Source organism: Enterobacter sp. 302C9, from assembly GCF_034106085.1.
Lineage (GTDB): Bacteria > Pseudomonadota > Gammaproteobacteria > Enterobacterales > Enterobacteriaceae > Enterobacter > Enterobacter asburiae_B.
This window is the reverse complement of the sequence record NZ_JAWNBW010000001.1, coordinates 878531-901714: the sequence shown is the minus strand read 5'-3', so window position 1 is coordinate 901714 and position 23184 is coordinate 878531. Positions and strand designations below refer to the sequence as shown.

The following is a 23184-nucleotide window of genomic DNA, read 5'->3' as shown; positions in this document are numbered from 1 at the left end:
AACTGACCTTTAATAATGAAATGAATAATACAATTCGTTTGTGATGGTCAGTATTGCCAATTAAAAAGAATGTCGCGACCGCTTTATTTCTTATGCATTCGGTTATAAATGGATAACCACTTTTTGCCGATATTTAGTTATCAGGCTGGTCAAATAATCCCGTCATAATAGCCTCATGGCTAAATATTCCGATGAATTAAAAGAAGCGGCCCGCACGCTTTACATTAAAAGCTGGGCGCCGAAAGATATTGCGCAGGAATTGAATATTCCACCGCGCACCATATACCACTGGGCTGACGTCGGGGAGTGGGCATCACTGCTGCCCGTCGAATCAGTGGAAAACGTCATCGCCCGCCGCATTGACCAGCTTTCCCGCCGCGAGAAAAAAACGGCGCTGGAACTGGAAGAACTCCGCGATCTGATTGCCCATCACGTCAAGCTTATGGCGCAGCGCAATAAGCACGCCGAAAAACTGGCCGAAATTCAGGCCAAAAAAGCATCCTATGACGGTGAAGGTTACTGCCTCAGTAGCGCAGGCGGGGAACCTGGGGAAAGAGAAGGAAAGCGCCGGTATAAGAAAAACGACGTTTCCGGGCTGACGCCTGAAATGCTCGATACCTGGGCGCGGGAACATCTTTTCGAATATCAGCTACATTGCCGCGAGCACAAAGGCGAAGACTGGCGCTTCATCCTGAAAAGCCGCCAGGTTGGCATGACCTACTACTTTGCATGGGAAGCCTTTGAAGACGCTGTAATCAGCGGTGATAACCAGGTCTTTTTCTCCGCATCCCGCGCACAGTCTGAAATCTTCCGCGAATACATTGTCCAGATTGCCCAGAACCATTTCGGCATCACACTGACCGGCAAAAATATCCGCCTCAGCAACGGCGCAATCCTGCGCTTTCTGTCCACGAACGCCAGCACAGCCCAGGGCTTTAACGGCCACCTGTATGGTGATGAAGTCTTCTGGATCCCGAAATTCACGCGCCTGCACGAAGTTGCCAGCGCAATGGCGACGCACAACAAATACAGAACGACCTACTTTTCAACGCCCAGCGCGAAGACGCACCAGGCCTACCCGGTATGGACTGGCGAAGAATGGCGCGGCGACGATCCGAAGCGCAAAGGGATTGAGTTTCCGAAAGAAAACGCCATGCGCCAGGGCATCATCTGCCCGGACGGGATCTGGCGCTACATCATCACGATGGAAGACGCTATCAAAGGCGGGCTGGGTGCGCTCGTCGATATTGAGCGGCTCCGCAACAAGTACAACCCGACCGCGTTCGCCATGCTCTACATGTGCCAGTTCGTTGACAGCAAAGACGCGGTCTTCAAATTCTCGACGCTGGTCGGCTGCGAAGTGGACCGGGCAACCTGGGGCGATTATGACCCGACCGCCGCGCGGCCATTCGGTAACCGCGAAGTGTGGGCGGGCTTCGACCCGTCTCGCTCCGGCGACAACTCCACTTTTGTGATAATCGCGCCACCCATTCACGACGGTGAACGCTTCCGCGTGCTGGCCTGCTGGCAATGGCAGGGCTTTAACTTTAGCTGGCAGGCTGACCAGATCCGCCAGCTTATGCGCCGCTTTAATATTACCTACATCGGGATCGACACAACCGGCATCGGGAAAGGGGTGTATGACCTGGTCAGCAAGTTTGCCCCGCGCGAAGCGAACGCCATTCTTTACAGCGTCGAAAGTAAAAACCGCCTGGTAATGAAGATGATCGACGTCGTGGAACGTAAGCGCATCGAATGGGCGAAAGACGCCATAGACGAAACCAACAAAGAGCGCGTCGAAATTCCCGCGTCGTTTATGGCTATCCGGCGCACCACAACTAACAGCGGCAACGCGTTAACGTTCGTTGCTGAACGTTCCGACGCGACCGGCCACGCGGATGTTTTCTTTGCTATCTCGCACGCCGTAATAAACGAACCTATCGATCACGAATTTGACCGCCCATCGACCTGGGCTTTTGGGAATGCAGCATGACGACAAAGAAACAGCGTAAAGCGAAAAAATTCAGGGCAATGACCGGCAGCAACGTTGAAACGTTCACACCGGGGCGCGGCAGCGTGATCACGTTTGGCGAACCAGAACCCATCCTGACGACCGGCACCGATTATCACAACATCTGGTATGACAACGAGGCGGATCACTGGCGGCTCCCGATTGACCGGCTGGCGCTGGCTCAGTTGCCAAACCTTAACGGCCAGCATGGTGGCGTATTGTATGCGCGGCGCAATATGGTTGCGGGTGGCTATATCGGCGGCGGCCTGACGCCTGACCAGGTAGAACAAGCGGTTTTTGATTATCTGCTGTTTGGCGACGTCGCAATCCTGAAAATTCGCAACGTATTCGGGGAGGTGATCGACCTGCTGCCGCTGCCGTCGCTTTATCTGCGCTGCCGTAAAGACGGAACGTTCGCCGTTCTCCAGGAAGGGCCAGCGCTGATTTATGACCCGGAAGACATTGTCTTCTTTAAAATGTATGACCCGCGTCAGCAGGTCTACGGCCTGCCGGATTATATCGGCGGGATCCATTCCGTTTTACTTAACAGCGAAGCGACCATCTTCCGCCGCCGCTACTACAACAACGGCGCGCATATGGGCTTTATTCTGTATACCAGCGACCCAAATTTAACCCTGGAAATGGAAAACGAAATCAAAGACAAGATTGCGCAGTCCAAAGGGCTGGGCAACTTCCGCAACATGTTTATCAACATCCCGAAAGGCGACCCGGACGGGGTCAAAATCCTGCCGGTGGGTGAAGTCAGCGCAAAGGATGAATTCCAGAACATCAAAGGGATCACCGCGCAGGATATCTTTACCGCGCACCGTTTCCCCGCAGGGCTGGCGGGCATCATCCCGACGAACGGCGCGGTAATGGGTAACCCTGAAACCGCCCGAACGACCTATCGGAAAGACGAAGTTATCCCGTTACAGCGTAAATTTATGAATGGGGTTAACAATGACCCGGAAATCCCGCCGCGCTTACACCTTAATTTTGACGTTGAATTGCCGGTAATTACCGCCGATAAGGGCGAAAAATGAACGTAATTAGTTTAAAATCATCCCCATTGTTAGCAATGGCGTGCGGGGTGGTGAACATGCGAGTTTTTAAAATTAAATGTCCTGAATGCGGTCAACCGGCCATCATTCGTAAATCTGACTGGAAAGATAAAAAACTGGCTGATTTATACTGCGCGTGCACCGAAGTTGAATGCGGCCACACGTTTGTTTTTAACGCCTCGTTTTCTCACACTCTCAGCCCCAGCGGGCTAACCGGTAACAAGCTGGTCAAATTCCTGATTGACCGGCTCAAACCTGAAGAACGCCAGTTCGCGCTTAATCTCTTGAATGGAAATTGATTTGTCAAGGAGCCTCATTTTGAGGCTCCTTGAGTTAGTTTATAAAAGACAATTTTCGCAATAATCCTTTAATTCTTCAATTTTACTTTTCTCTCTCAGATATTTTAAACGTTCATTATTCCATTGCCGCATCACATCAGCCGGTGTTGCTTGTGTTGCTCTCTGAATTTTATTATCACAAGATGATATTTTAGTTTCTAACGCACTAAGAGTAGCAACTAAACTAGCTAATTTTTTCTGAGGAGATAGCTGAATTTCAAACCGCCTAATAGAATCAAAAATCATTTGGATTTCTTGGCTGGTTTTTGAATGCACTATATTATAATTGTGCTCACTAAAAGCATGATGCTCTTGATTTTGAGATGCCCAACTTAAGAAATTTGATTTAATGTAATTAACATTTTCCAAACGTGTACCCAAGGATTCAATGAGAACCGCATACATTTTCTCCAAGCTTATTTTAATCATATTAGGCTTTTGAAAATCTCTACTTGTAAAACTAGCAGTTACACTCAACCCTGAGTCTACACAATGCTGAGATGCAAGTGACTCAAACCAAATTCGACAATATATTAATGCCTGCCTAATGTCATAGCACTCTAAACTCTCAGTTATTTTCCCTTCAAAAGAAATATCCTTTTCTTCATAGTGAATGCCATGCGGATAGCAGTTAAGGACAAAACTCTTGAATTCACCATTCCCTAATGATCTTTGCCGATTGCTATATAACTCCCAAAATAACTTATCATGAGTAGTAATTATTTTTTGAGTTTTCTTTATATAGGGATCAGTCAAAAACGTATTGATAATGTTCGATCTGTGTTCAGTATCAATAGCATTTACAACATCATCAAAAACGATAAACTGCGAATTTTTCTTTTTAGCTAAAGCTAATAATATTGAAAGGCCAAGTGATTTTAAATGACCTTCTGATAACCTTACAAATGCGTCTACTTGTTCATTTTGGATATTCAATTGAACTCGATAGGATTGCTGTGAGCTTTCAAAAACAAATGAAATACCATCAAGTTTTTCGCTATCGTCGTCATGCTTATTGATTTCATTATAATAATCAACGATTGAACCCTCAATACCTGAAAGTATTTGTGCTTCTTTATTTCTTTTATACTCATATGCTTGCCTGTGAAACTCAGCATATTCAACATTCAACCCTCTGAAAAAATCATTCCTTGCATTCTCCTCCAATAACTTAACACTAGCAGACTGTATTTGCTTTAGGAGCGTATCAAATGCCTTATGTTTCTCTGCCTTATTTTGAATCTTTGATTTATAAATTGCAATATAGTTAGTAATATTAGTGATTTAGTTAGAAACCTTATTTATTTTTGCATCTATTTTTTTTAGACTCTCAGTAATGTCACTAACAATTAAATTGTGCTGAATTGTTTTTTCATTATATGATGCAATGGACGTGCAGTTTATCAATGATTCATGCAGGTATCTAAGATTTTTTTTCAACCCGTCTTCATTCATTTGTGCTAATTTATTTGAAATATCAGATAATGAAACAAAATCGCAGTCTACCAATGTATTAATTGGCGATATCAAAAACGACCGCAGAGTTTCCAGGATCACATTTGTTAGTTTTACTATATATAAACTATGCTTTTTCAATCGTTTCTGTAAGCTGGTTACATTAGTGAATGATACGAGAATATCAATGCTATGTTGTAATGGATTGATACTAACCTTTTCAATAGGTGTATTACATAACGGGCAAGCATCATGTGCTTCTTCTTCAAGTAATAATTTTGAAATCCTGTGAAGTTCTATTGTTTTTTCGTTGAATGCTATTCCCTCTAAAGCTGCCTCAATCCTTTCTTTTCTCTCTATTACTTTAATTAGTGACAATAAGATTTTTGTTGATTTTTCTAACGGTATTTCAATAGATGAAATGCCTTTTTTTAATTGTGATTTCTTTTCAGTTAATATCGCGTGATATCTTTTAAGGTGTGGGAATTTTGTTCTTGCAACATTATCGCGATAACGTTCGCAAAGTTTCTCATAATTTATACCTAATTCATTAAGGATCTTTAATTTTATTTCCTGCAAATCGTCATAATTGTCTTTTGACGCTTTACGGTATCTTTGTAAATCAAGATTCAGAGATGTAAGTTTTGAGGAGCAATCTACACTGACAAAGCTTTGTGCATTGAAGCTCTTTGGTGCAACAAGTGTAGAAAGGAATGTATCATAATCTTCTAGGCCAACTAATGCGGCAAGAACATCTCGCTCTTGGAACTTAGTATCATTAGATCCAAGCAATGAAAACTCTTGGAGTCGGTTCCTATCAATGAAATTAAACTTGCAATCTGAGGTAGGAAGAATTGGTTTATTATTATAATCATGAAGAGTAATGCTAGGTTTCCCATTTCGTTTAATGTAATTTTTAAGTGCTGTCTTTCTCCGTCCAGCTTCTTTAATATCACCTGTCGTCTGGAACTCCAGCGCCTCACAAAGACTGCTCTTCCCTCCGCCATTTGGAGCGAAAAATATATTGTTCGATATATTAAAATTAAATCTAACTCCCATATCTTCATCAGTAAGCTGACCAAAACCACGAAAATTACTGACTTGGAGGTATTTTATTTTCCTGTTTGACGCCCTCCTACCCTGTACATTTAAATTGCGCGACTCGTAGAATTTTTTATATTTCAAGAGGCTTCGATAAAAACTCGTATCATTATATATGTTTTTATATTCTTGAGCGTACTTCAATCTAGCCGTAATTTTGCTGGCGTTATTATTCCTATCGAGGATAAGCCATAACAATAGTTTCTTGTAGTTATTATCTTCATCGTAATAATTATATAAAAATTCAGAGATATACTCGTCCATAGGTAACCTTAAGCTTTTGTATAGAACTTACAATTTCAGATTTTTCCAGTTCACATTATACAAAATGAATGATTATTGCTAGATCCTCTAGCAGGTTTGACGAAAAAAAATCGAAAAGAGTATCGGAGGAATCTTTCAACATATTAGTTGGACACTTAAGTACCCAACTTCCCCAAAGTCCTTCTAGACTATGCTTTTCAACATTTTCAAATACTCCCCGAAAGGATCAAATCTAAATTTTTTGCTATCTACCCCATGCAAGGTACTGAGCCGAAGCCATAGATGAGTCACGACAAGATCATAAGATTTACTGCGTTCAATCCACAACCGGCCAAATGGTGATGAGCGGTAAATTTTGCAACCTACTTTCAGCTTACTTCCCCGGATTAAAGAAAGAGCTTGCCCTCTGCTAATACTTAGCTTCTGTATTATTCCTTCTGATATTAATCTTTCCACTGCGGGCTGTAACAAAGCCACACAAGCCTCTTCCGTTTGTTGTTTTTCCAGCCTAGCGTTAAAAGCACTCCGCCAGGTGAGTTCCAGATCACTTCCTAACTCATATGGTGTGTCAGTAGAATGTTTTTTGAACGGAGTATCCCTTAACCGCTGCATAAGCTTGCGATGTGCCGCATGATCAAGGTTATCAAAATCGACCATTTCTTCCTCAGAATCTACTGCCACGTCCCCCACATCAGGCGAAAAATCGGTGTTTTTTTCATCTTCCGTAGAGTTATTGACAGAACTCCAAGCGTCGCCGGGTGGCGACGGCAAAACGTCACCCCCCAAGCTAGGGCCGCTTTTGGCCCCGGTGGCGGCTTTTGATTTGGTGCGGATTGTCCACTTAACCAGACGCGTGCAAATGCGGGAGTCTTCCCCCAGACGCGGCGACCAGACACCGAAGACCTTGTCGGGGATCTCACAGTAAGCATTCATTTCATCGGCTGGTTGATAGGCGAGACGGACGACATAGTTTTCACGCGGGATCAACACACCGCCCTGGCGCAAAATGTATGTGGCGAAGCAACCCACATCGGCAGCGGCGCAGACCGCATCCATTTCGGGATCTGCCAGCATTGCCGCGCCACGTTTGAAGGTATTCGCGATTTTGCGCTGGTTGGTTAGCTGGTTGCTCAGTTTGCGCAGTTCGCGATAAACGGACACAGGCGGCTGGCCCAGCGGCTGAAACTGGCGGATACGGTGAAGCGATGCCCACGCCATTGCATATCTGGCCGTTTCATTCAGCGGCCTGCCCGTCTCGTCGTCCAGCTCACCGGCCAGCGCGTGGCCGTCGATATTCTTGGAAATATATTTCGCGATGTAGGCCGTTGCTGACCCCTTGCGCGGATCCATTTTTTTGGACTTGAAGCGAGCGCCGGTATTGCGGCCCAGTTCGTCGCGGTCCTCCGCAATGAAGTAAGCGCGAAGGATCGCGACGGTGGCTTTAACCTCGGCCTGCGGCATGAATAACAAGGCGTGCCAGTGCGGCGTGCCGTCGTGGTGTGGCTCCGCGACACGGAAGCCATAAGGGCGCAAATCTTCACGTTTCAGTTTGGCGGTTGCTCGGTTCCAGACGCGGCATAAATACCGCTGCGCCTGGGCAACGGTGGTGTGATTCCACTTGCTGTTATGGTGACCGGATTCGACATTGCTGTGATATTTGGACGGGCAAGTGATGGTCAGGAAGATACCCACATCGCCGCGCTGTTGTGCGACAAGCTCCACGCCAGCCATACGCGCCATTAGCTCATGGCGGCGGATCGCCGGATTGGACGTGGACTTGTTTATCATATCTTCAAGCGATGAAACGTTGCCGTCTTCGTCTACAAGCTCATGACTCTTGTAAAATTCCCGGTTCTTCCGGCGCTGTTCCTGCCACTCAACCAGGCTTGATGCACTTACATAGGCGTGGGCCTTGCGATGAACTGCGCCGACTGCACGCAACTGGTTTTCGCGCCAGTCACAGCGAAGACGCCAGATTTTACGGCCCCACCAGTCCGGCGAGCACATACGCAGAATGGCGGTAAAGATCCGATCTCGTTCCCACGGCGCGGTCCATGCGGGCGGCACAACGCGAAGGGCCAGCATTTCGCGGCCCAGGTGGCAATAAATCCAGTCCAGTTCCTCAACGCTCATGCCCTCGGCGGTCAGGCCCAAAGCGGCGCATTCGGTTTCAAGCATTTCCGCCAGGCGGTTGGCAATCTCATGCGCGGCGCTTAACGCTTCCCGTTTGGTGAAATCTGCCAGGCGTTGCCAGCGGCCATGCCAGTAGGCGGCTAGTTCGCTGTTAACATCTGTCGCAACGCCTTGTTTGCTGCGCACGACATCAAGACGCAGTAATGATTTTTTCACGGTCCCCATAACAAAATCATTAATGTGTCGGGCTTCACGGTTGGCGCGTAACCAGTCGATTTTTTTGCGCCAGACTTCGCGGATAAAAAACGGCTCAGACAACAAACGGGCCTCCACACCTTCCGGCGTGCTGGCCCATGCGGCTGCGGCGGCCTTTGCAGAGGCCATATCTTTTCTGACCATTTCTTGATGTACGGCAAACGGCAGGCCGTGCGGCTCGTATTTGTCCAGCGCATGGATCAGCGCTCCACGATTGCGAACCTCAGCCGGGTTATAACCGGCGCGTTTGATAAGCCGGTCGATATGCTTTTCAACGGCAGGATGATGCGCCACCGCCCCGGCGAGCGGGGCAAGTTTTGCAGATTCAAAGGTAAACGCCCCGATAGCGGGGCGGGGCTTATTCCAGGGCCAGGCGAACTCCGTCATTTCTTACTTTCCACGTTGTACTTTTCGTGGGTCAGCAATGACCAGACCTTGCCGCCGTCCTTACTCAACAACCGCCAGCGGCAACCCAGACGGATCACCAGGTAATGATGTGGCGCAATGCGGGAAAAATTTCTCCGGCCTTTCACGTACTGGCTTAATTCAGCGGTTGCACGCTTGCTTACGCACAGCGGTGCGGCGCATGAAATCTGCAAACGGGTAGTCACTGGAAAACCTCCACACCATTCGCCGTAGCCGTCGCGATCATTTCTTTGTATGTCGCATTCCCCATTACTGGGCCGCAATCAGGGCAGCAACCGCCACCGGCACGCCCGCAGCTGTCGCACACTTTGAGGACGCCGATCACCTCGCTGGCGGCTCCCCTGGTAATGGCGCTCGCACTCACTGAACGGTTAACGCTGATTTCCTGGAATTTGAAAGCGCTGTAAATATCACGGGTGGCGGGGGTATCACTGTTTGACAGGATCACCGGCGAACCAGTCAGGCGGTTGGCAGCCAGCAGGGCCGCAGCTAACTGGTGGTGTTGTTTCTCACCAAACGGGGCGGTGTGGTACTGGGTAAAATTGGCTGTTTCGCTCGCTGGCAGGTACGGCGGATCGCAGTAGATAACGGCATCGCTGCCAATCATGATTTTTAATGTGCTCTGGTAGTCGCAACAAACGAAAACGGCCTTCGTGTCGTTGGCCTTTTCAGAGAACAAGCGGATCTGTTCTTCGGGGAAGTAAGGCGGGGTTTTATGCTTACCAAAGGGAACGTTATATCCGCCCTGGCGGTTGTAGCGCACAACGCCGTTATAGCCGTGGCGATTCAGATAAAGGAAGTGCGCAGCGCGAAGGATCTTGCCCGCGTCCGGGCCGTTTTCGAAAACTTCACGCGAAGAAAGATTATCTCTGGCACGGGCGTTGAAATCATCCCGGACCCACTGATAACCGTCTTTATCGCCATACACCTTAAACAACGGGCGAGCGGCGTTAATCACTGCATCCGGCCAGCGCGTTATCTGGCGGTAAAGGTTAATCAGGTCTGGATTGATATCGCCCAGGATATAGCGGCGATATTCAGTATTGAGGAAGACAGAAGCACCGCCGACGAACGGTTCAACCAGGCAATCCGCTTTAGGCAGTACGGGCAGCAGATCGGGAATTACGCGGCTTTTACCACCAGGCCATTTCACAAGCGAACGAATCATTTTACTTTCTCCAGGGTGCAAGAAGCCCGACGCGTTAGCGCCTGTTTCTTTTTTGTGGTCAGTTATTTGTTAATTGGTTGGTTTGTCTGGCTCTGGCGGCTTGTCACGTAAAGCCTGCATTTCAGCGCGAGGCGCGGCGTAGTCCTCAAATTCCCACGGCATTGACGCGGCGAACTCTGAAAGGCGCTTAATCCCCATCATCAGGCAGGTTTGTTCCGCTTCGGTCAGATCAGCAAAAGATAAATTCAGGTGGCGGCGGGTCAGTTGTGGTAAACCGGCCACGCGGCTGGCCGCATCATTCGCCAGGATGAAAACCACTTTCTTGCGAGTTTCATCCAGGCGATTAAAGCGGGTTGCCGTATCGTTCACGCGGTTGGCGTTCAAACTGGCTTGCAGTCGGGCGCGTTGTTCCAGAAAACTGCGGCGGCCCGGTTGCTGTCCTGTTTTATCCATGAACATATCCACCTCACCAGAACTAAGCGAAGATGCCCATCAGGCGGGCGAACCAGCGGCGCTTATTGCGCGGGCGAGACATAAACGGCAAACGTGACTGTTTGATGAACTGCACGTCGGTTGCCTTTGGCTGGAAGAAGCGCCCGTCCGGGGTTTCGATCCAGCCCCGGGTGTGGGCGCGGTGTGTTATCTGCTGGCTTTTAGTTAATAGGCTGGCAAATGAAGGGCATTGAATCATATCCATAATTGTCTTTGCCTCAGTTCATCATTTCAGTGTAACGCTCGGCTTTGTAACGGGCGTTCATATAAAGCGCATAAAGGTTAACTTCACGCTTTTTGCCAGGTGCAGTCTGGAGAATCGGAATTAATCCCCGATCCGCTCTTGTACGTATTGCACCGACTGAAACCCCCATACGTTTTGCATATTCTGCAAGCGATTCGGAGACACGGTTACCGAATGGATAATCAGAAGGTAATTGGTTGTTTAATGACCCAGCATTCACTGAGGTTTTCAGCTTCTTAGGCATAGTGTTATTCTCACCTTTTGGGGCTTTCTGCTGTAGTTTGTTGCAGTTAGCCGTTTTCCATTGCTAGTTGGAAGTGTTTTCACTACCAATGAGCGCAATATTAGGAGTGAAAACACTACCATGTCAAGCGATCGTGGAAAAAGGCTCAAAGAAATACGTGAGGCTGAAGGTTACAGCCAAGCAGGATTTGCAGAGTTAACAGGCATAAATATCGGAGTTATAAAGAATTATGAGTCTGGTCGTTCCGGCGCAGGTATAACCGTTATTGATCGAGTAATCGAGACTAAAGACTTTAGTAAATACACCTTGTGGCTAATGACCGGCGTAGCTAATGAATCTGCCGGACAGATCTGTCCGGCTCTCTCCCCTAATGGGCAAGAGAACACATCCGACCACCCAAAAGGCCACAAGGCTGGTTAGTCGCATTGAAAATTAAGGAAAATTGGTCAGCTGGCGGGATTTGCGCCTACAAAGTGAACTTTTGGGAGGATGCCGAATGACAGTCTCTAAATTGCCTGACGGCAGGTATCTAGTAGACGTGCGTCCTCAGGGTCGGGATGGGAAGCGGATTAGAAAACGATTTACAACCAAATCCGAAGCTCAGCAGTATGAGCGCTGGGCGGTTGCGTCTTTTCACAATAAAGAGTGGCAGGAACGGCCAGCGGATAAACGCCAGCTTTCCGAGTTGATTGACCTCTGGTATCAGATTAAAGGCCAGATGATGAAATCTGCTACAAATACCCACAACAAAGTTAAAGCGATTGATAAACGGCTTGGCTATCCGCGTGCAGATAAAATTAACAAAAAAATGATTGCCAACTACCGGGCTAAACGATTCGAGGCGGGTGTTACAGCAAACACAATCAATCGCGATATCACAGCAATCTCAGCAGTGTTTACCACTCTCATCGAGACCGGAAACTACCACGGAGAAAATCCATTCTCCGGTACTAAGAAGTTAAAAATCGCCACTGCCGAAATGGGATTTTTAACTCGGGCCGAAATCAGCGCCCTACTCGCTGAACTTCCCGAAGATGAACAACTGGCGGCGGAGCTTTCACTTTCAACTGGTGCGCGCTGGGGGGAAGTTAAAGGTCTCATGAGCACACGTATTGCCCATGGCCGCGTTACGTATACCGATACAAAAAACGGCAAAGATCGCACGGTGCCGATAAGTGAAAAACTTGAGAAAGCACTTAAGGCGCGGGGGCGTGGTTACATTTTTTCTAACGTTGATTATGACATTGTGAGAGAAGCGCTTAAGAAAGTCGCGCCCGACCTGCCGAAAGGCCAGGCAGTGCACGCACTACGTCACACATTCGCGTCTCACTTTGTGATGAACGGCGGAAATATCCTTGTTCTGCAAAAGATTTTGGGCCACGCCAAAATACAGCAAACAATGGTTTATGCGCATCTGGCGCCCGATTTCCTATTGGAAGCAGTACGGTTCAATCCATTAAGTAAGGAGTTCCACAATGATTGATCAGATGGATGAAGCACAAGAGAACGATAAAAATGAAAAAGCTAAAGTTTTTAGAAACCTTTTAGAATCCGTCACACCTCAAGATTTCTTCCGTTTTCTAGATGAAAAAGGAGTAACTGATATTTGTCAGGGTTGTGGTAAAAAAGGTCTACAGGTTACCGCAACGTCAGGTAAAACCAACCTTGGGGCATTGCTAAAAGGAAAAGACGGGATTCATTTTGTCACTTTTTTTAGACTTGCTCCCGACCACCCCGGAGACAGCGATCAGAACTATTATTATAAATCCTTCTGCGAAAACTGCGGTTACATCACGATGCATGCTGTGACTCCTGTTTTGCAATGGCTGCAATCTGAAGCTAATGAGGGAGAGGCTGAAGATGGGCAACTATAGTGATATCATATCATCACAGATTGGCTTCTCGTATGGAGGTATTAGACAAGTGGGTATGCGCAGAAGTGACGCTTCAAGTTCCGATGCCTCTATGGACGGTCGCGTAGCTCGCATTGAGTCAGATATCTCATATATCAAACGAGATATTCAGGACATTAAAGGCGATATTAAAGATGTGCGCAGTGATATCAAAGATATTCGAACAGATATGCGTACTGACTTCCGAATCACCTTCGGCGCCCTGATCGCCGTCGCGCTAGGTCTGGCCGGTATCATGGCCCGTGGTTTTGGATGGATGTAAATCACAGTATAAGAATAGCCCCGCAATGCGGGGCTTTTTCGTATCTGCGTGCCCACAAATTGCCCCAATCACTGCTGTTTGGTGTGGTTTTATGGTGTAGAATGTTGTAACCACATTACTGATAAAACAGTAACTTACTGAATTCACTAGATTAAAAGAGGCCACTTCGGTCGCCTTTTTTATTGTTTTTAGACAGAGGATTGCTTAATGACTAATAAAATTTTTGCACTTCCGGTAGTCGAACAACTTACCCCTGTGCTCTCCCGCCGTCAGATTGACGGTGCTGATGTCATCGTCGTTGACCACCCACGCGTTAAAGCCTCCGTAGCGCTCAACGGCGCCCACCTGCTCTCCTGGAAACCGGAAGGCGAAGCAGAAGGCCTATGGCTGAGCGATGCGACCTCCTTCAAAAAAGGGGCCGCAATCCGCGGTGGCGTACCGATCTGCTGGCCGTGGTTCGGCCCGTCCGCACAGCCGGGTTTGCCGTCTCACGGTTTTGCCCGCAACCAGCAGTGGACGCTGAAAGCGCATAACGAAGATGACAACGGCGCAGTGCTGACCTTTGAGCTGCAGGCTAATGATGAAACCCGCGCCCTCTGGCCGCACGATTTCACCCTTTATGCCCGCTTCAAGCTGGGTAAAACCTGTGAAATCGAACTGGAAGCTCACGGCGAGTTCGAAACCACCTCTGCCCTGCACACCTATTTCAACGTGGGTGATATCAGCGCCGTGAAGGTGAGCGGCCTGGGCGATACCTATATCGACAAAGTGGATAACGCGAAAGAAGGCAAACTGAGCGACGGCGTTCAGGCATTCCCTGACCGTACCGACCGCGTTTACCTGCACCCGGAAGCGTGCAGCGTGATCCACGACGGCGCCCTGAACCGCGGCATTGAAGTGGTCCATCATCATCACAGCGACGTGGTGGGCTGGAACCCGGGCCCTGCGCTGTCCGTCAGCATGGCCGACATGGCGGATGATGGCTACAAAACGTTTGTCTGCGTGGAAACCGCTTGCGTGAGCAACCCGCAAAAAGCGAGTGAGGAAAAACCGTCTCGTTTAGGGCAGACGATTCGCATTGTTAAGCGATAAACTCCCTGCACCACGCTAAAGCAAACGGGGCGCAAGCGCCCCGTTTTGATGCATAAATTACACTAAATTAATGCACAATCAGAACTTGTAGCTCACACCCACAGAGAAGATGCCTGCCCAGGACTTATCGACCATCGGGCTATCCTTCACTTCATCGCTCAGACGCTCATAGCGGCCGGTACCGTACACGCTCCAGTCACCGAGGAAGTTGTAGCTCGCGGTCAGCTCCAGGTAAGGATCCCAGCCGTCATCTGCACTGTAGCTTTTCAGACCACTGCGGCGGGACTCGTTTTTAGAGACGCCGTAGTAGTAGTCGTTGTAGTTCTCGCTGTTGTACTGCACACCGATACCCGGCGTCAGGGTGAGCCCACCGTTGGTGTAGCGGTACAACCACGCCAGATCCCAGATAAAGCCGTTGCTGTTATCCAGCGTGTCACCCGCCAGTGCCGTACGCAGGAAGCCATACTCGGTGTTATGTACATACGAGAGCCCGGCCATCATGGTGCTTTTACGCTTGTCGAGCTGGCGAAGCGCATGGCTGTCGCTGTCACCCGGCTTGAAGTGCGTTGGATCGTAGTAGGCCATGATGGAAAGCTTATCGGCCTTATCGTTCCAGAGATAGTAGCCGCCGCCGAGCCCGCGGAACCAGACGTTGTCGCCTTCATAGGTGATAACGGGAACAGGATAAACATCACGGTCATACTGTTTATACGGGCTGTTAATGACGCCAACACCCGCGCCAACCGTCCACTGACTTTCCGCCTGCGCGGTATTCACTGCGGTCGCGGCAAGGATGCCTAATGCCAGAAGTTTGAGTTTGGTCACAATCCATTCTTTCCTGTAGTCAAATAATCAGCGGATGAAGTGTAACCGCCATTCCCGTACATCCCAAAATTTTTTGCCTGCTAATCAGTCTGATTAACCCGTTATTTTTAACTTTTCAGATGACAACACGCTTTCATTTATATGACCACTGAATGAAAAACGTGCATTTGTCTTATAACGACAGTGGAAATTTTTGGATGAGTTATTGATATGTCATTGAAAGTAGATTTTCTGGGCATGCAAGTTTTGCAAATGCCATCTACGCTTTAATTTAAGAAGAGTTTTCCTGAACACCCTGCGGTTCTTAGCGTCTGACCTGGCACACAGGTTGCTGCTCTGGCAGTGAGGTGCGAGAGATTCTCTTCCGGGAGCCTCCACTACTCATACGAACGGCTCTTATCCTGTGCTAAAAAACGAAAGGACGGCATGCCATGAATATATTCGATCACTATCGCCAGCGCTATGAAGCTGCCAAGGACGAAGAGTTCACACTGCAGGAGTTTCTTACCATCTGTCGGCAAGATCGCAGTGCCTATGCCAATGCGGCAGAACGGCTATTGATGGCTATTGGTGAGCCAAACATGGTTGACACTGCCCTGGAGCCTCGGCTTTCCCGTCTCTTTTCGAATCGGGTGGTCGCCCGATACCCGGCGTTTGAAGAGTTCTATGGTATGGAAGATGCCATTGAACAGATTGTCTCCTATCTGAAGCATGCCGCTCAGGGTCTGGAAGAGAAGAAACAGATCCTCTATTTACTCGGCCCGGTGGGTGGCGGTAAATCATCGCTGGCTGAACGTCTGAAGTCGCTGATGCAGCGCGTCCCTATCTATGTGCTGAGCGCCAACGGTGAACGCAGCCCGGTAAACGACCATCCGCTGTGCCTGTTCAATCCGCAGGAAGACGCGCAAATTCTGGATAAAGAGTATGGCATCCCGCGTCGCTACCTCGGCACCATCATGTCGCCGTGGGCGGCAAAACGCCTGCACGAGTTTGGTGGCGACATCACCAAATTCCGCGTGGTGAAGGTCTGGCCGTCTATCCTTGAGCAAATCGCCATCGCCAAAACAGAACCGGGTGATGAGAACAACCAGGATATCTCGGCGCTGGTGGGTAAAGTCGATATCCGTAAGCTGGAAAACTTCGCGCAAAACGATCCGGATGCCTACGGTTACTCAGGCGCGCTGTGCCGTGCGAACCAGGGGATTATGGAATTCGTCGAGATGTTTAAAGCACCGATTAAAGTGCTGCATCCTCTGCTGACGGCTACCCAGGAAGGCAACTACAACGGGACGGAAGGTATCTCCGCCCTGCCGTTCAACGGGATTATTCTCGCCCACTCGAACGAATCTGAATGGGTGACCTTCCGTAATAACAAAAACAATGAGGCCTTCCTTGACCGCGTGTACATCGTCAAGGTGCCTTATTGCCTGCGGATCTCCGAAGAGATCAAAATTTACGAGAAACTGCTTAACCACAGCGAGCTGGTGCACGCTCCTTGCGCACCGGGAACGCTGGAAACACTGTCGCGCTTCTCCATCCTTTCGCGTCTGAAAGAGCCGGAAAACTCCAGCATCTATTCGAAAATGCGCGTCTATGACGGTGAAAGCCTGAAAGATACAGACCCGAAAGCGAAGTCGTATCAGGAATACCGCGACTATGCCGGGGTCGATGAGGGGATGAACGGTCTGTCCACGCGTTTCGCGTTTAAGATCCTCTCCCGCGTCTTTAACTTCGACCATGCGGAAGTGGCGGCCAACCCGGTTCATCTGTTCTACGTGCTGGAGCAGCAAATCGAACGCGAGCAGTTCCCGCAGGAGCAGGCTGAACGCTACCTTGAGTTCCTCAAAGGTTACCTGATCCCGAAATACGCCGAGTTCATTGGCAAAGAGATCCAGACGGCCTACCTGGAATCCTATTCAGAATACGGGCAGAACATTTTCGACCGTTATGTCACCTATGCTGACTTCTGGATCCAGGATCAGGAGTACCGCGACCCGGATACCGGCCAGCTGTTTGACCGTGAATCCCTGAACGCGGAGCTGGAAAAAATCGAGAAGCCTGCCGGGATCAGCAACCCGAAAGACTTCCGTAACGAGATTGTGAACTTTGTCCTGCGCGCCAGAGCGCATAACAACGGGCGCAATCCGAACTGGACCAGCTACGAGAAACTGCGCACGGTCATTGAGAAGAAAATGTTCTCCAATACCGAAGAGCTGCTGCCGGTGATCTCGTTTAACGCCAAAACCTCAACCGATGAGCAGAAAAAGCACGACGACTTTGTCGACCGTATGATGGAAAAAGGCTACACCCGCAAGCAGGTCCGCCTGCTCTGCGAATGGTATCTGCGCGTGCGTAAATCGTCTTAAAAACAAGTGCCCGGTGGCGGTTAGCGCTGACCGGGCCTACAAAATGCAAGTTGGCAAATGCAGTACGGGGGGTATATGACCTGGTTTATTGACCGGCGTCTTAACGGCAAAAACAAGAGCACGGTGAACCGCCAGCGCTTCTTGCGTCGTTATAAAGCGCAAATTAAACAGTCTATCTCCGAGGCCATCAACAAACGCTCGGTGACCGACGTCGACAGCGGCGAGTCTGTCTCCATCCCCACCGATGACATCAGCGAACCGATGTTTCATCAGGGGCGAGGCGGCCTGCGCCATCGCGTACACCCAGGTAATGACCACTTCGTTCAGAACGACAGAATTGAGCGTCCTCAGGGCGGCGGCGGTGGTTCAGGAAGCGGTCAGGGACAGGCCAGCCAGGACGGTGAAGGTCAGGACGAATTTGTCTTCCAGATTTCGAAAGACGAATATCTCGACCTGCTGTTTGAAGACCTGGCGCTGCCGAATCTGAAAAAGAATCAGCATCGTCAGCTTAATGAATATAAAACCCATCGCGCGGGCTATACCGCCAACGGCGTGCCCGCCAATATCAGCGTCGTGCGTTCGTTGCAGAATTCGCTGGCGCGACGAACGGCCATGACGGCGGGCAAACGGCGCGAACTGCGCGAGCTGGAGAGCAGCCTGAAGGTCGTCGAAAACACGGAACCGGCGCAACTGCTGGAAGAGGAGCGCCTGCGTAAAGAGATTGCGGAACTAAGAGCGAAGATCGAACGGGTACCGTTTATCGACACCTTCGACCTGCGCTACAAGAATTACGAAAAACGCCCTGAGCCCTCCAGCCAGGCGGTAATGTTCTGTCTGATGGACGTTTCCGGCTCGATGGACCAGGCCACGAAGGATATGGCGAAGCGTTTTTATATTCTGCTCTACCTGTTCCTGAGCAGAACCTATAAGAACGTGGAGGTGGTTTATATTCGTCACCACACTCAGGCGAAAGAGGTGGATGAACATGAGTTCTTCTACTCGCAGGAGACCGGCGGGACCATCGTATCAAGCGCTCTGAAGCTGATGGATGAAGTGGTCAAAGAGCGTTACGACCCGGCGCAGTGGAACATTTATGCCGCGCAGGCGTCCGATGGCGACAACTGGGCCGATGATTCACCGCTGTGCCACGAGATTCTGGCGAAGAAAATTCTGCCGGTGGTGCGTTACTACAGCTATATCGAAATTACCCGTCGCGCGCACCAGACCCTGTGGCGGGAGTATGAACATCTGCAAGCAATGTTCGATAATTTTGCCATGCAGCATATCCGTGACCAGGATGATATTTATCCGGTGTTCAGGGAGCTGTTCCACAAGCAATCTGCTACCAGCAACGCATAACCCAACAGCCAGCGAACCCGCTGGCTGTTTTCTTTCGACCCCGTTCATCCCGTGCTAATGTAGAACCCTGCAAAATGGATTATCACCGGGAAATCGTTATGACTGACGACGTTATTGGGGCAGGAACCCACCAGCAGCTGATTACCTTACTCACCGAGCAGGGCGCGCGGTTTCGCGTCATGGAGCACGAGGCGGTCGGGAAATGCGAAGCGGTAAGTGAAATTCGCGGAACCGATCTGCGGCAAGGCGCAAAAGCCCTGGTCTGCAAGGTGAAGGGAAACGGCGTAAAAAAACACGTTCTGGCGATCCTCGCCGCCGATCTGCAGGCCGACCTGAGCCAGCTTGCCAGCCATTTTGGCGGGCTGAAGGCCTCCCTCGCCAGCCCGGCTGAGGTCGATACCCTGACCGCCTGCGTTTTCGGCGCGATCCCGCCCTTTAGCTTCCATCCTGATTTGGCACTGGTGGCCGACCCGCTGCTGTTCGAGCGCTTTGACGAAATCGCCTTTAACGCCGGTTTACTGGAGAAATCCGTGATTATGGATACCAAGGATTACCTGCGCATCGCCCGTCCTGAGCTGGTGACCTTCCACAAAGCGTAACCGCGATGGCTGACGCCCCTGTCAGCCTTTTCTTTCCAGAAACAGCACGGAGGCGACGAGAATAATGGCAATAGCGAAAAACGATGAGGAGATAATCAGCGTTTCAACAAACATGTGATCGTTCATGATGGCGACCCCTTTTGCGATATCTGCCTTCGTTTTAATCCGCGTAAATGACAAGGTTATGACAGCAATATAATCTTTTTAAAACTGTCCTCCGACGCGTTTGCGCGTACAGTAAGCAAGTTGATTATTTTGGCAAGGATTCCCTATGTTTGACCCTACTCTGCTCATTCTTCTGGCACTCGCCGCGCTCGGCTTTGTCAGCCATAACACCACCGTCGCCATCTCGATTCTGGTGCTGATTATTGTTCGCGTGACCCCGTTAAATACCTTCTTCCCGTGGATAGAAAAACAGGGCCTCACCATCGGGATCATCATTTTAACCATCGGAGTAATGGCGCCCATCGCCAGCGGCACGCTTCCCGCTTCAACCCTGCTGCACTCGTTTGTAAACTGGAAATCGCTGGTGGCGATCGCGGTGGGGATTTTTGTTTCGTGGCTGGGCGGGCGCGGCGTTACGCTGATGAGCAGCCAGCCCTCGCTGGTGGCGGGTCTGCTGGTGGGCACCGTGCTGGGCGTGGCGCTCTTTCGCGGCGTTCCGGTGGGGCCGCTGATTGCGGCAGGCCTTGTCTCTCTGTTTATTGGGAAGTCGTAGTCAGGCTGGCCATATAACGCGCCGGCGTCTGGCCCAGTCCCTTTCTGAACATGGTGATAAACGCGGTGGTAGAGTCGTAGCCGAGTGTCTGTGCCACCTGCTGTACCGATTTCCCACCGATCAAATGCTGTAACGCCACGATCAGCTGCAGCTGGTGACGCCAGCGGCGAAAGCTTAAACCGGTCTCTTTCACTACCAGCCGCGCCAGGTTGCGTTCGCTCATGGCAAAGTGGCTCGCCCACTGCGTCAGCGTCTGCCAGGCGGCGGGCTCTTCCGCCATTTTCTCGCTCATCAGCCGAATTTTAGGATGGGGCGAGACGGGCAGCTGCAGATGCTCCTGACGCTGGAGCGGCAGCTCGTCAAACAGAACGTCCACCAGGCGCGACGTGGCCGCAAGAGAGAGTTGTTCACGCGATTTTTCCGCCAGGGATAAAATCAGCTCCCGCACCAGAGGGGAAATTTTCAGGGTGCAGCAGCGGTCGGGCAAGCTTGCCGCCCCCGGTTCAATGAACAAAAAGCAGAGCTGCGCGCCCGGGGTGGCCCTGTTGCTGTGCGGCATCTGGCCGGGGATCCAGACGGCGTACTGGGGCGGAACCATCAGCATGGCATTTTCCACTTCGCAGGTGATCGCGCCGCCGAGGGCCAGAATCAGCTGCCCCTTACGGTGATGATGCCGGGGAATATACTGTTCCTCCGCCACCACGCGGATGCGAAATGCGACGGCCGCGTCGTGCTGGCTATCGGGATCATAGCCGTCCAGTCCCAGACCAATCATCATTTTGTCCGATTTTAGCGATAAACTGTCATTTTAGCCTGATTTAAACCGCCGGGAAAATCGGTATTGTGTGCGCTCGCTTGAACGTATGAGAACATAATGACTATTGCTATTCGCACCTCAGGAAAACACGGCGCGCTGTTGATTGCAGGCATCCTGATGATTGCCACTACGCTTCGCGTCACCTTTACCGGCGCAGCCCCGCTGCTCGACACTATTCGTCTTGATTATGGCTTAAGCACGGCGCAAACCGGTCTGCTGACCACCCTGCCCCTGCTGGCTTTCGCCCTTGTCTCGCCGCTCGCCGCAGGCGTTGCCCGACGTATCGGCATGGAGCGCAGCCTGTTTGTCGCCCTGCTGCTGATTTGCGCCGGAATTGCGGTTCGCTCGCTGCCCTCCGCCGCGCTGCTTTTCATCGGAACCGCGGTCATTGGCTGCGGAATTGCGCTCGGGAACGTGCTATTACCCGGATTAATTAAGCGTGACTTCCCGGGCCAGGTAGCCCGACTCACCGGGGCCTATTCCCTGACGATGGGCGTCTCGGCGGCGTTTGGCTCAGCGATGATTGTTCCCCTGGCGCAGGGTAGCGCAGGCTGGCATGGCGCGCTGCTGATGCTGATGGCGTTTCCGCTGGTCGCGCTGCTGCTCTGGCTGCCGCAGTGGCGTCAGAAACACGTTGCGACGGTAACGGGCGCTGGCGCGCTGCATAATCGCGCCATCTGGCGCTCGGCCCTCGCCTGGCAGGTAACGCTCTTTTTGGGGATTAACTCGCTGATTTACTACGTCATCATCGGCTGGCTGCCGGCGATATTGCTCAGCCACGGCTACAGCGAAGCGCAGGCCGGCTCGGTGCACGGGCTGTTGCAGCTGGCCACGGCCGTGCCGGGGCTTGCCGTTCCGCTGATCCTCCACCGTCTGAAAGACCAGCGGGGGATCGCCGCCGCGGTGGCGCTGATGTGCGCGGTAAGCGCGGCGGGGCTATGGTTTATGCCTGACATGGCGGTGATGTGGACGCTGGTGTTTGGCTTTGGCTCTGGAGCAACGATGATCCTCGGCCTGACGTTCATCGGTCTGCGCGCCAGCTCCGCGCACCAGGCTGCGGCGCTGTCCGGCATGGCGCAGTCGATTGGCTATCTGCTCGCCGCCTGCGGCCCTCCGCTTATGGGGAAAATTCACGATAGCGCGGGAAATTGGCAAATCCCGCTTCTGGGCTGCGCTCTGGCCGCCGTGATAATGGCACTCTGCGGCGTGCTTGCCGGGCGAGACCGCGAGATCTCGCCCCGTTAAAGACTGTGGCAGACCATCGGGTCTGCCTTTTCCTACCCGCGAGCCGCGCGCAGCATCGCCTGCACCAGCACGACCGGACGGCCTTCCAGCGCTGCACGCTCATGCTGGAATAAGGTGATCACGAAGAACGGGTGCGTAACCAGTTCTGCGGCGCGAATTTCCCCCTGTTCGTCCCAGCCCGTAACATGCATATCACCGCTTTCCAGCGCCTGTGCAAACGCCGGCGACACGCCATAGTTACAGTGATAGCCCTCTTCAATTTCCGGCTTGCCGTACGCTTTCGCGATCAGCGTATTTTTGCGCAGCTCAATGGCATCGGTTTTTTCCACCAGCGAGCAGGTCAGCGGCGCAATCACCATGGTGCCTTCTGTATCCGTCTCGGCATGTGCCGCATCGGCCCAGCCCAACACATTGCGGGCATACTCAATCAGCGCGTGCTGGAATCCACCGCAGGTGCCCAGGAACGGTACGCCGTTTTCACGCGCGTAGCGCGCGGCGATAAAGGCGGCCTCGGTGTTTTTATAGGGGCTGGCAGGCACCAGCCAGATGGCATCGTAGCCCACCAGATCTTCAGGGCTTGTCAGCTCCGTGGTGGCAAGCCAGTCGTAATCGGCGGTGAGGTCAAGGACTGCGGCGGCGTCGTCAATCGCCAGCGGGATCGCCTGATGCGCAATAACACTGGGATTGTAATCGCCAACCAGCGCAATGCGCAGCGTCGTTTTAACCGGGAGGTGTTCCATGAAAGGTTCCTTATGCCAGAGTATTATCAGATAACATAAGGAACCTCAGACTACCG

25 protein-coding genes are annotated in these 23184 nt (G+C 51.0%); 13 read left to right on the top strand and 12 right to left on the bottom strand.

Going from position 1 to position 23184, the window contains the following annotated elements; translation table 11 throughout:
* Window positions 1-175 precede the first annotated feature (175 nt).
* The 3 genes from UR289_RS04365 to UR289_RS04355 are packed head-to-tail and all read left to right on the top strand — an operon-like array spanning window position 176 to window position 3371.
* Window positions 176-1993 carry a terminase large subunit domain-containing protein gene (locus UR289_RS04365; RefSeq protein WP_320709199.1) on the top strand — a complete coding sequence of 606 codons (1818 nt, stop codon included), beginning with the start codon at window positions 176-178 and terminating at the stop codon, window positions 1991-1993.
* Window positions 1990-3054, top strand: coding sequence for a phage portal protein (locus UR289_RS04360; RefSeq protein ID WP_414146678.1), 1065 nt, complete (start codon window positions 1990-1992; stop codon window positions 3052-3054). The genes UR289_RS04365 and UR289_RS04360 overlap by 4 nt, the downstream gene beginning before the upstream one ends.
* Window positions 3055-3110: 56 nt before the next feature.
* Window positions 3111-3371, top strand: a complete 261-nt coding sequence (locus UR289_RS04355; protein WP_320709367.1) for an ogr/Delta-like zinc finger family protein — start codon at window positions 3111-3113, stop codon at window positions 3369-3371.
* Window positions 3372-3410: 39 nt separating this feature from the next.
* Here the strand turns inward: UR289_RS04355 and UR289_RS04350 are convergent, their stop codons facing one another.
* The 8 genes from UR289_RS04350 to UR289_RS04315 all read right to left on the bottom strand — a co-directional run bounded on the left by UR289_RS04350 (window position 3411) and on the right by UR289_RS04315 (window position 11192).
* Window positions 3411-4577 carry an AAA family ATPase gene (locus UR289_RS04350; RefSeq protein WP_320709198.1) on the bottom strand — a complete coding sequence of 389 codons (1167 nt, stop codon included), beginning with the start codon at window positions 4575-4577 and terminating at the stop codon, window positions 3411-3413.
* Window positions 4578-4694: 117 nt separating this feature from the next.
* Entirely contained in the window at window positions 4695-6230 is a 1536-nt protein-coding gene (locus UR289_RS04345; protein WP_320709197.1) for an AAA family ATPase, read from the bottom strand.
* A gap of 183 nt (window positions 6231-6413) precedes the next feature.
* Window positions 6414-9005 carry a replication endonuclease gene (locus tag UR289_RS04340; protein WP_320709196.1) on the bottom strand — a complete coding sequence of 864 codons (2592 nt, stop codon included), beginning with the start codon at window positions 9003-9005 and terminating at the stop codon, window positions 6414-6416.
* Window positions 9002-9229, bottom strand: a complete 228-nt coding sequence (locus UR289_RS04335; protein ID WP_047368323.1) for a hypothetical protein — start codon at window positions 9227-9229, stop codon at window positions 9002-9004. The genes UR289_RS04340 and UR289_RS04335 overlap by 4 nt, the downstream gene beginning before the upstream one ends.
* Window positions 9226-10212: a DNA adenine methylase gene (locus tag UR289_RS04330; RefSeq protein WP_047368322.1), complete on the bottom strand. Its 987-nt coding sequence runs from the start codon at window positions 10210-10212 to the stop codon at window positions 9226-9228. The genes UR289_RS04335 and UR289_RS04330 overlap by 4 nt, the downstream gene beginning before the upstream one ends.
* Window positions 10213-10281: 69 nt before the next feature.
* Entirely contained in the window at window positions 10282-10665 is a 384-nt protein-coding gene (locus UR289_RS04325) for a hypothetical protein (protein ID WP_205626248.1), read from the bottom strand.
* Window positions 10666-10687: 22 nt separating this feature from the next.
* Complete coding sequence (locus UR289_RS04320; RefSeq protein ID WP_047368320.1) at window positions 10688-10909, bottom strand: phage filamentation protein Fil family protein; 222 nt, start codon at window positions 10907-10909, stop codon at window positions 10688-10690.
* A 13-nt stretch (window positions 10910-10922) separates the two neighbouring features.
* Window positions 10923-11192, bottom strand: a complete 270-nt coding sequence (locus tag UR289_RS04315; protein WP_072058752.1) for a DNA-binding protein — start codon at window positions 11190-11192, stop codon at window positions 10923-10925.
* 120 nt (window positions 11193-11312) lie between these two features.
* Between UR289_RS04315 and UR289_RS04310 the strand changes: the two genes are divergently transcribed.
* From UR289_RS04310 to UR289_RS04290, 5 genes are all read left to right on the top strand, one after another.
* The gene (locus UR289_RS04310) at window positions 11313-11612 is read left to right on the top strand and encodes a helix-turn-helix domain-containing protein (RefSeq protein ID WP_032638449.1); all 300 of its coding nucleotides are present in this window, start codon (window positions 11313-11315) and stop codon (window positions 11610-11612) included.
* Window positions 11613-11730: 118 nt separating this feature from the next.
* Complete coding sequence (locus tag UR289_RS04305) at window positions 11731-12675, top strand: tyrosine-type recombinase/integrase (RefSeq protein ID WP_205626247.1); 945 nt, start codon at window positions 11731-11733, stop codon at window positions 12673-12675.
* Window positions 12668-13066 (top strand): hypothetical protein, encoded by a 399-nt coding sequence (locus UR289_RS04300; protein ID WP_240476415.1) that lies wholly within the window; start codon window positions 12668-12670, stop codon window positions 13064-13066. The genes UR289_RS04305 and UR289_RS04300 overlap by 8 nt, the downstream gene beginning before the upstream one ends.
* Window positions 13053-13367, top strand: coding sequence for a hypothetical protein (locus tag UR289_RS04295; protein WP_320709195.1), 315 nt, complete (start codon window positions 13053-13055; stop codon window positions 13365-13367). The genes UR289_RS04300 and UR289_RS04295 overlap by 14 nt, the downstream gene beginning before the upstream one ends.
* A gap of 207 nt (window positions 13368-13574) precedes the next feature.
* On the top strand, window positions 13575-14459 hold the full coding sequence (locus UR289_RS04290) for a D-hexose-6-phosphate mutarotase (RefSeq protein ID WP_320709194.1): 885 nt from the start codon (window positions 13575-13577) through the stop codon (window positions 14457-14459).
* A gap of 78 nt (window positions 14460-14537) precedes the next feature.
* Here the strand turns inward: UR289_RS04290 and UR289_RS04285 are convergent, their stop codons facing one another.
* Complete coding sequence (locus UR289_RS04285; protein WP_032657936.1) at window positions 14538-15284, bottom strand: MipA/OmpV family protein; 747 nt, start codon at window positions 15282-15284, stop codon at window positions 14538-14540.
* 431 nt (window positions 15285-15715) lie between these two features.
* Between UR289_RS04285 and yeaG the strand changes: the two genes are divergently transcribed.
* The 3 genes from yeaG (at window position 15716) to UR289_RS04270 (ending at window position 19608) form a co-directional block, all read left to right on the top strand.
* A complete protein-coding gene (yeaG, locus tag UR289_RS04280; RefSeq protein WP_008500713.1) occupies window positions 15716-17650 on the top strand; it encodes a protein kinase YeaG in 1935 nt (644 codons plus the stop codon).
* Between the two features lie 75 nt (window positions 17651-17725).
* A complete protein-coding gene (locus tag UR289_RS04275; protein ID WP_032651499.1) occupies window positions 17726-19009 on the top strand; it encodes a YeaH/YhbH family protein in 1284 nt (427 codons plus the stop codon).
* 98 nt (window positions 19010-19107) lie between these two features.
* Window positions 19108-19608 (top strand): YbaK/prolyl-tRNA synthetase associated domain-containing protein, encoded by a 501-nt coding sequence (locus tag UR289_RS04270; protein WP_320709193.1) that lies wholly within the window; start codon window positions 19108-19110, stop codon window positions 19606-19608.
* A gap of 21 nt (window positions 19609-19629) precedes the next feature.
* Here the strand turns inward: UR289_RS04270 and yoaI are convergent, their stop codons facing one another.
* On the bottom strand, window positions 19630-19734 hold the full coding sequence (gene yoaI, locus UR289_RS04265) for a small membrane protein YoaI (RefSeq protein WP_087822389.1): 105 nt from the start codon (window positions 19732-19734) through the stop codon (window positions 19630-19632).
* Between the two features lie 145 nt (window positions 19735-19879).
* Between yoaI and UR289_RS04260 the strand changes: the two genes are divergently transcribed.
* Complete coding sequence (locus tag UR289_RS04260) at window positions 19880-20326, top strand: DUF441 domain-containing protein (RefSeq protein WP_024908579.1); 447 nt, start codon at window positions 19880-19882, stop codon at window positions 20324-20326.
* On the opposite strand, the gene UR289_RS04255 is transcribed toward UR289_RS04260, so the two are convergent.
* Entirely contained in the window at window positions 20310-21101 is a 792-nt protein-coding gene (locus UR289_RS04255; RefSeq protein ID WP_033145241.1) for an AraC family transcriptional regulator, read from the bottom strand. The two genes, UR289_RS04260 and UR289_RS04255, sit on opposite strands and share 17 nt — an antisense overlap.
* A gap of 99 nt (window positions 21102-21200) precedes the next feature.
* Between UR289_RS04255 and UR289_RS04250 the strand changes: the two genes are divergently transcribed.
* Entirely contained in the window at window positions 21201-22388 is a 1188-nt protein-coding gene (locus UR289_RS04250) for a CynX/NimT family MFS transporter (protein ID WP_320709192.1), read from the top strand.
* A gap of 32 nt (window positions 22389-22420) precedes the next feature.
* On the opposite strand, the gene UR289_RS04245 is transcribed toward UR289_RS04250, so the two are convergent.
* Complete coding sequence (locus UR289_RS04245) at window positions 22421-23128, bottom strand: CTP synthase (protein ID WP_033145239.1); 708 nt, start codon at window positions 23126-23128, stop codon at window positions 22421-22423.
* Window positions 23129-23184 lie beyond the last annotated feature (56 nt).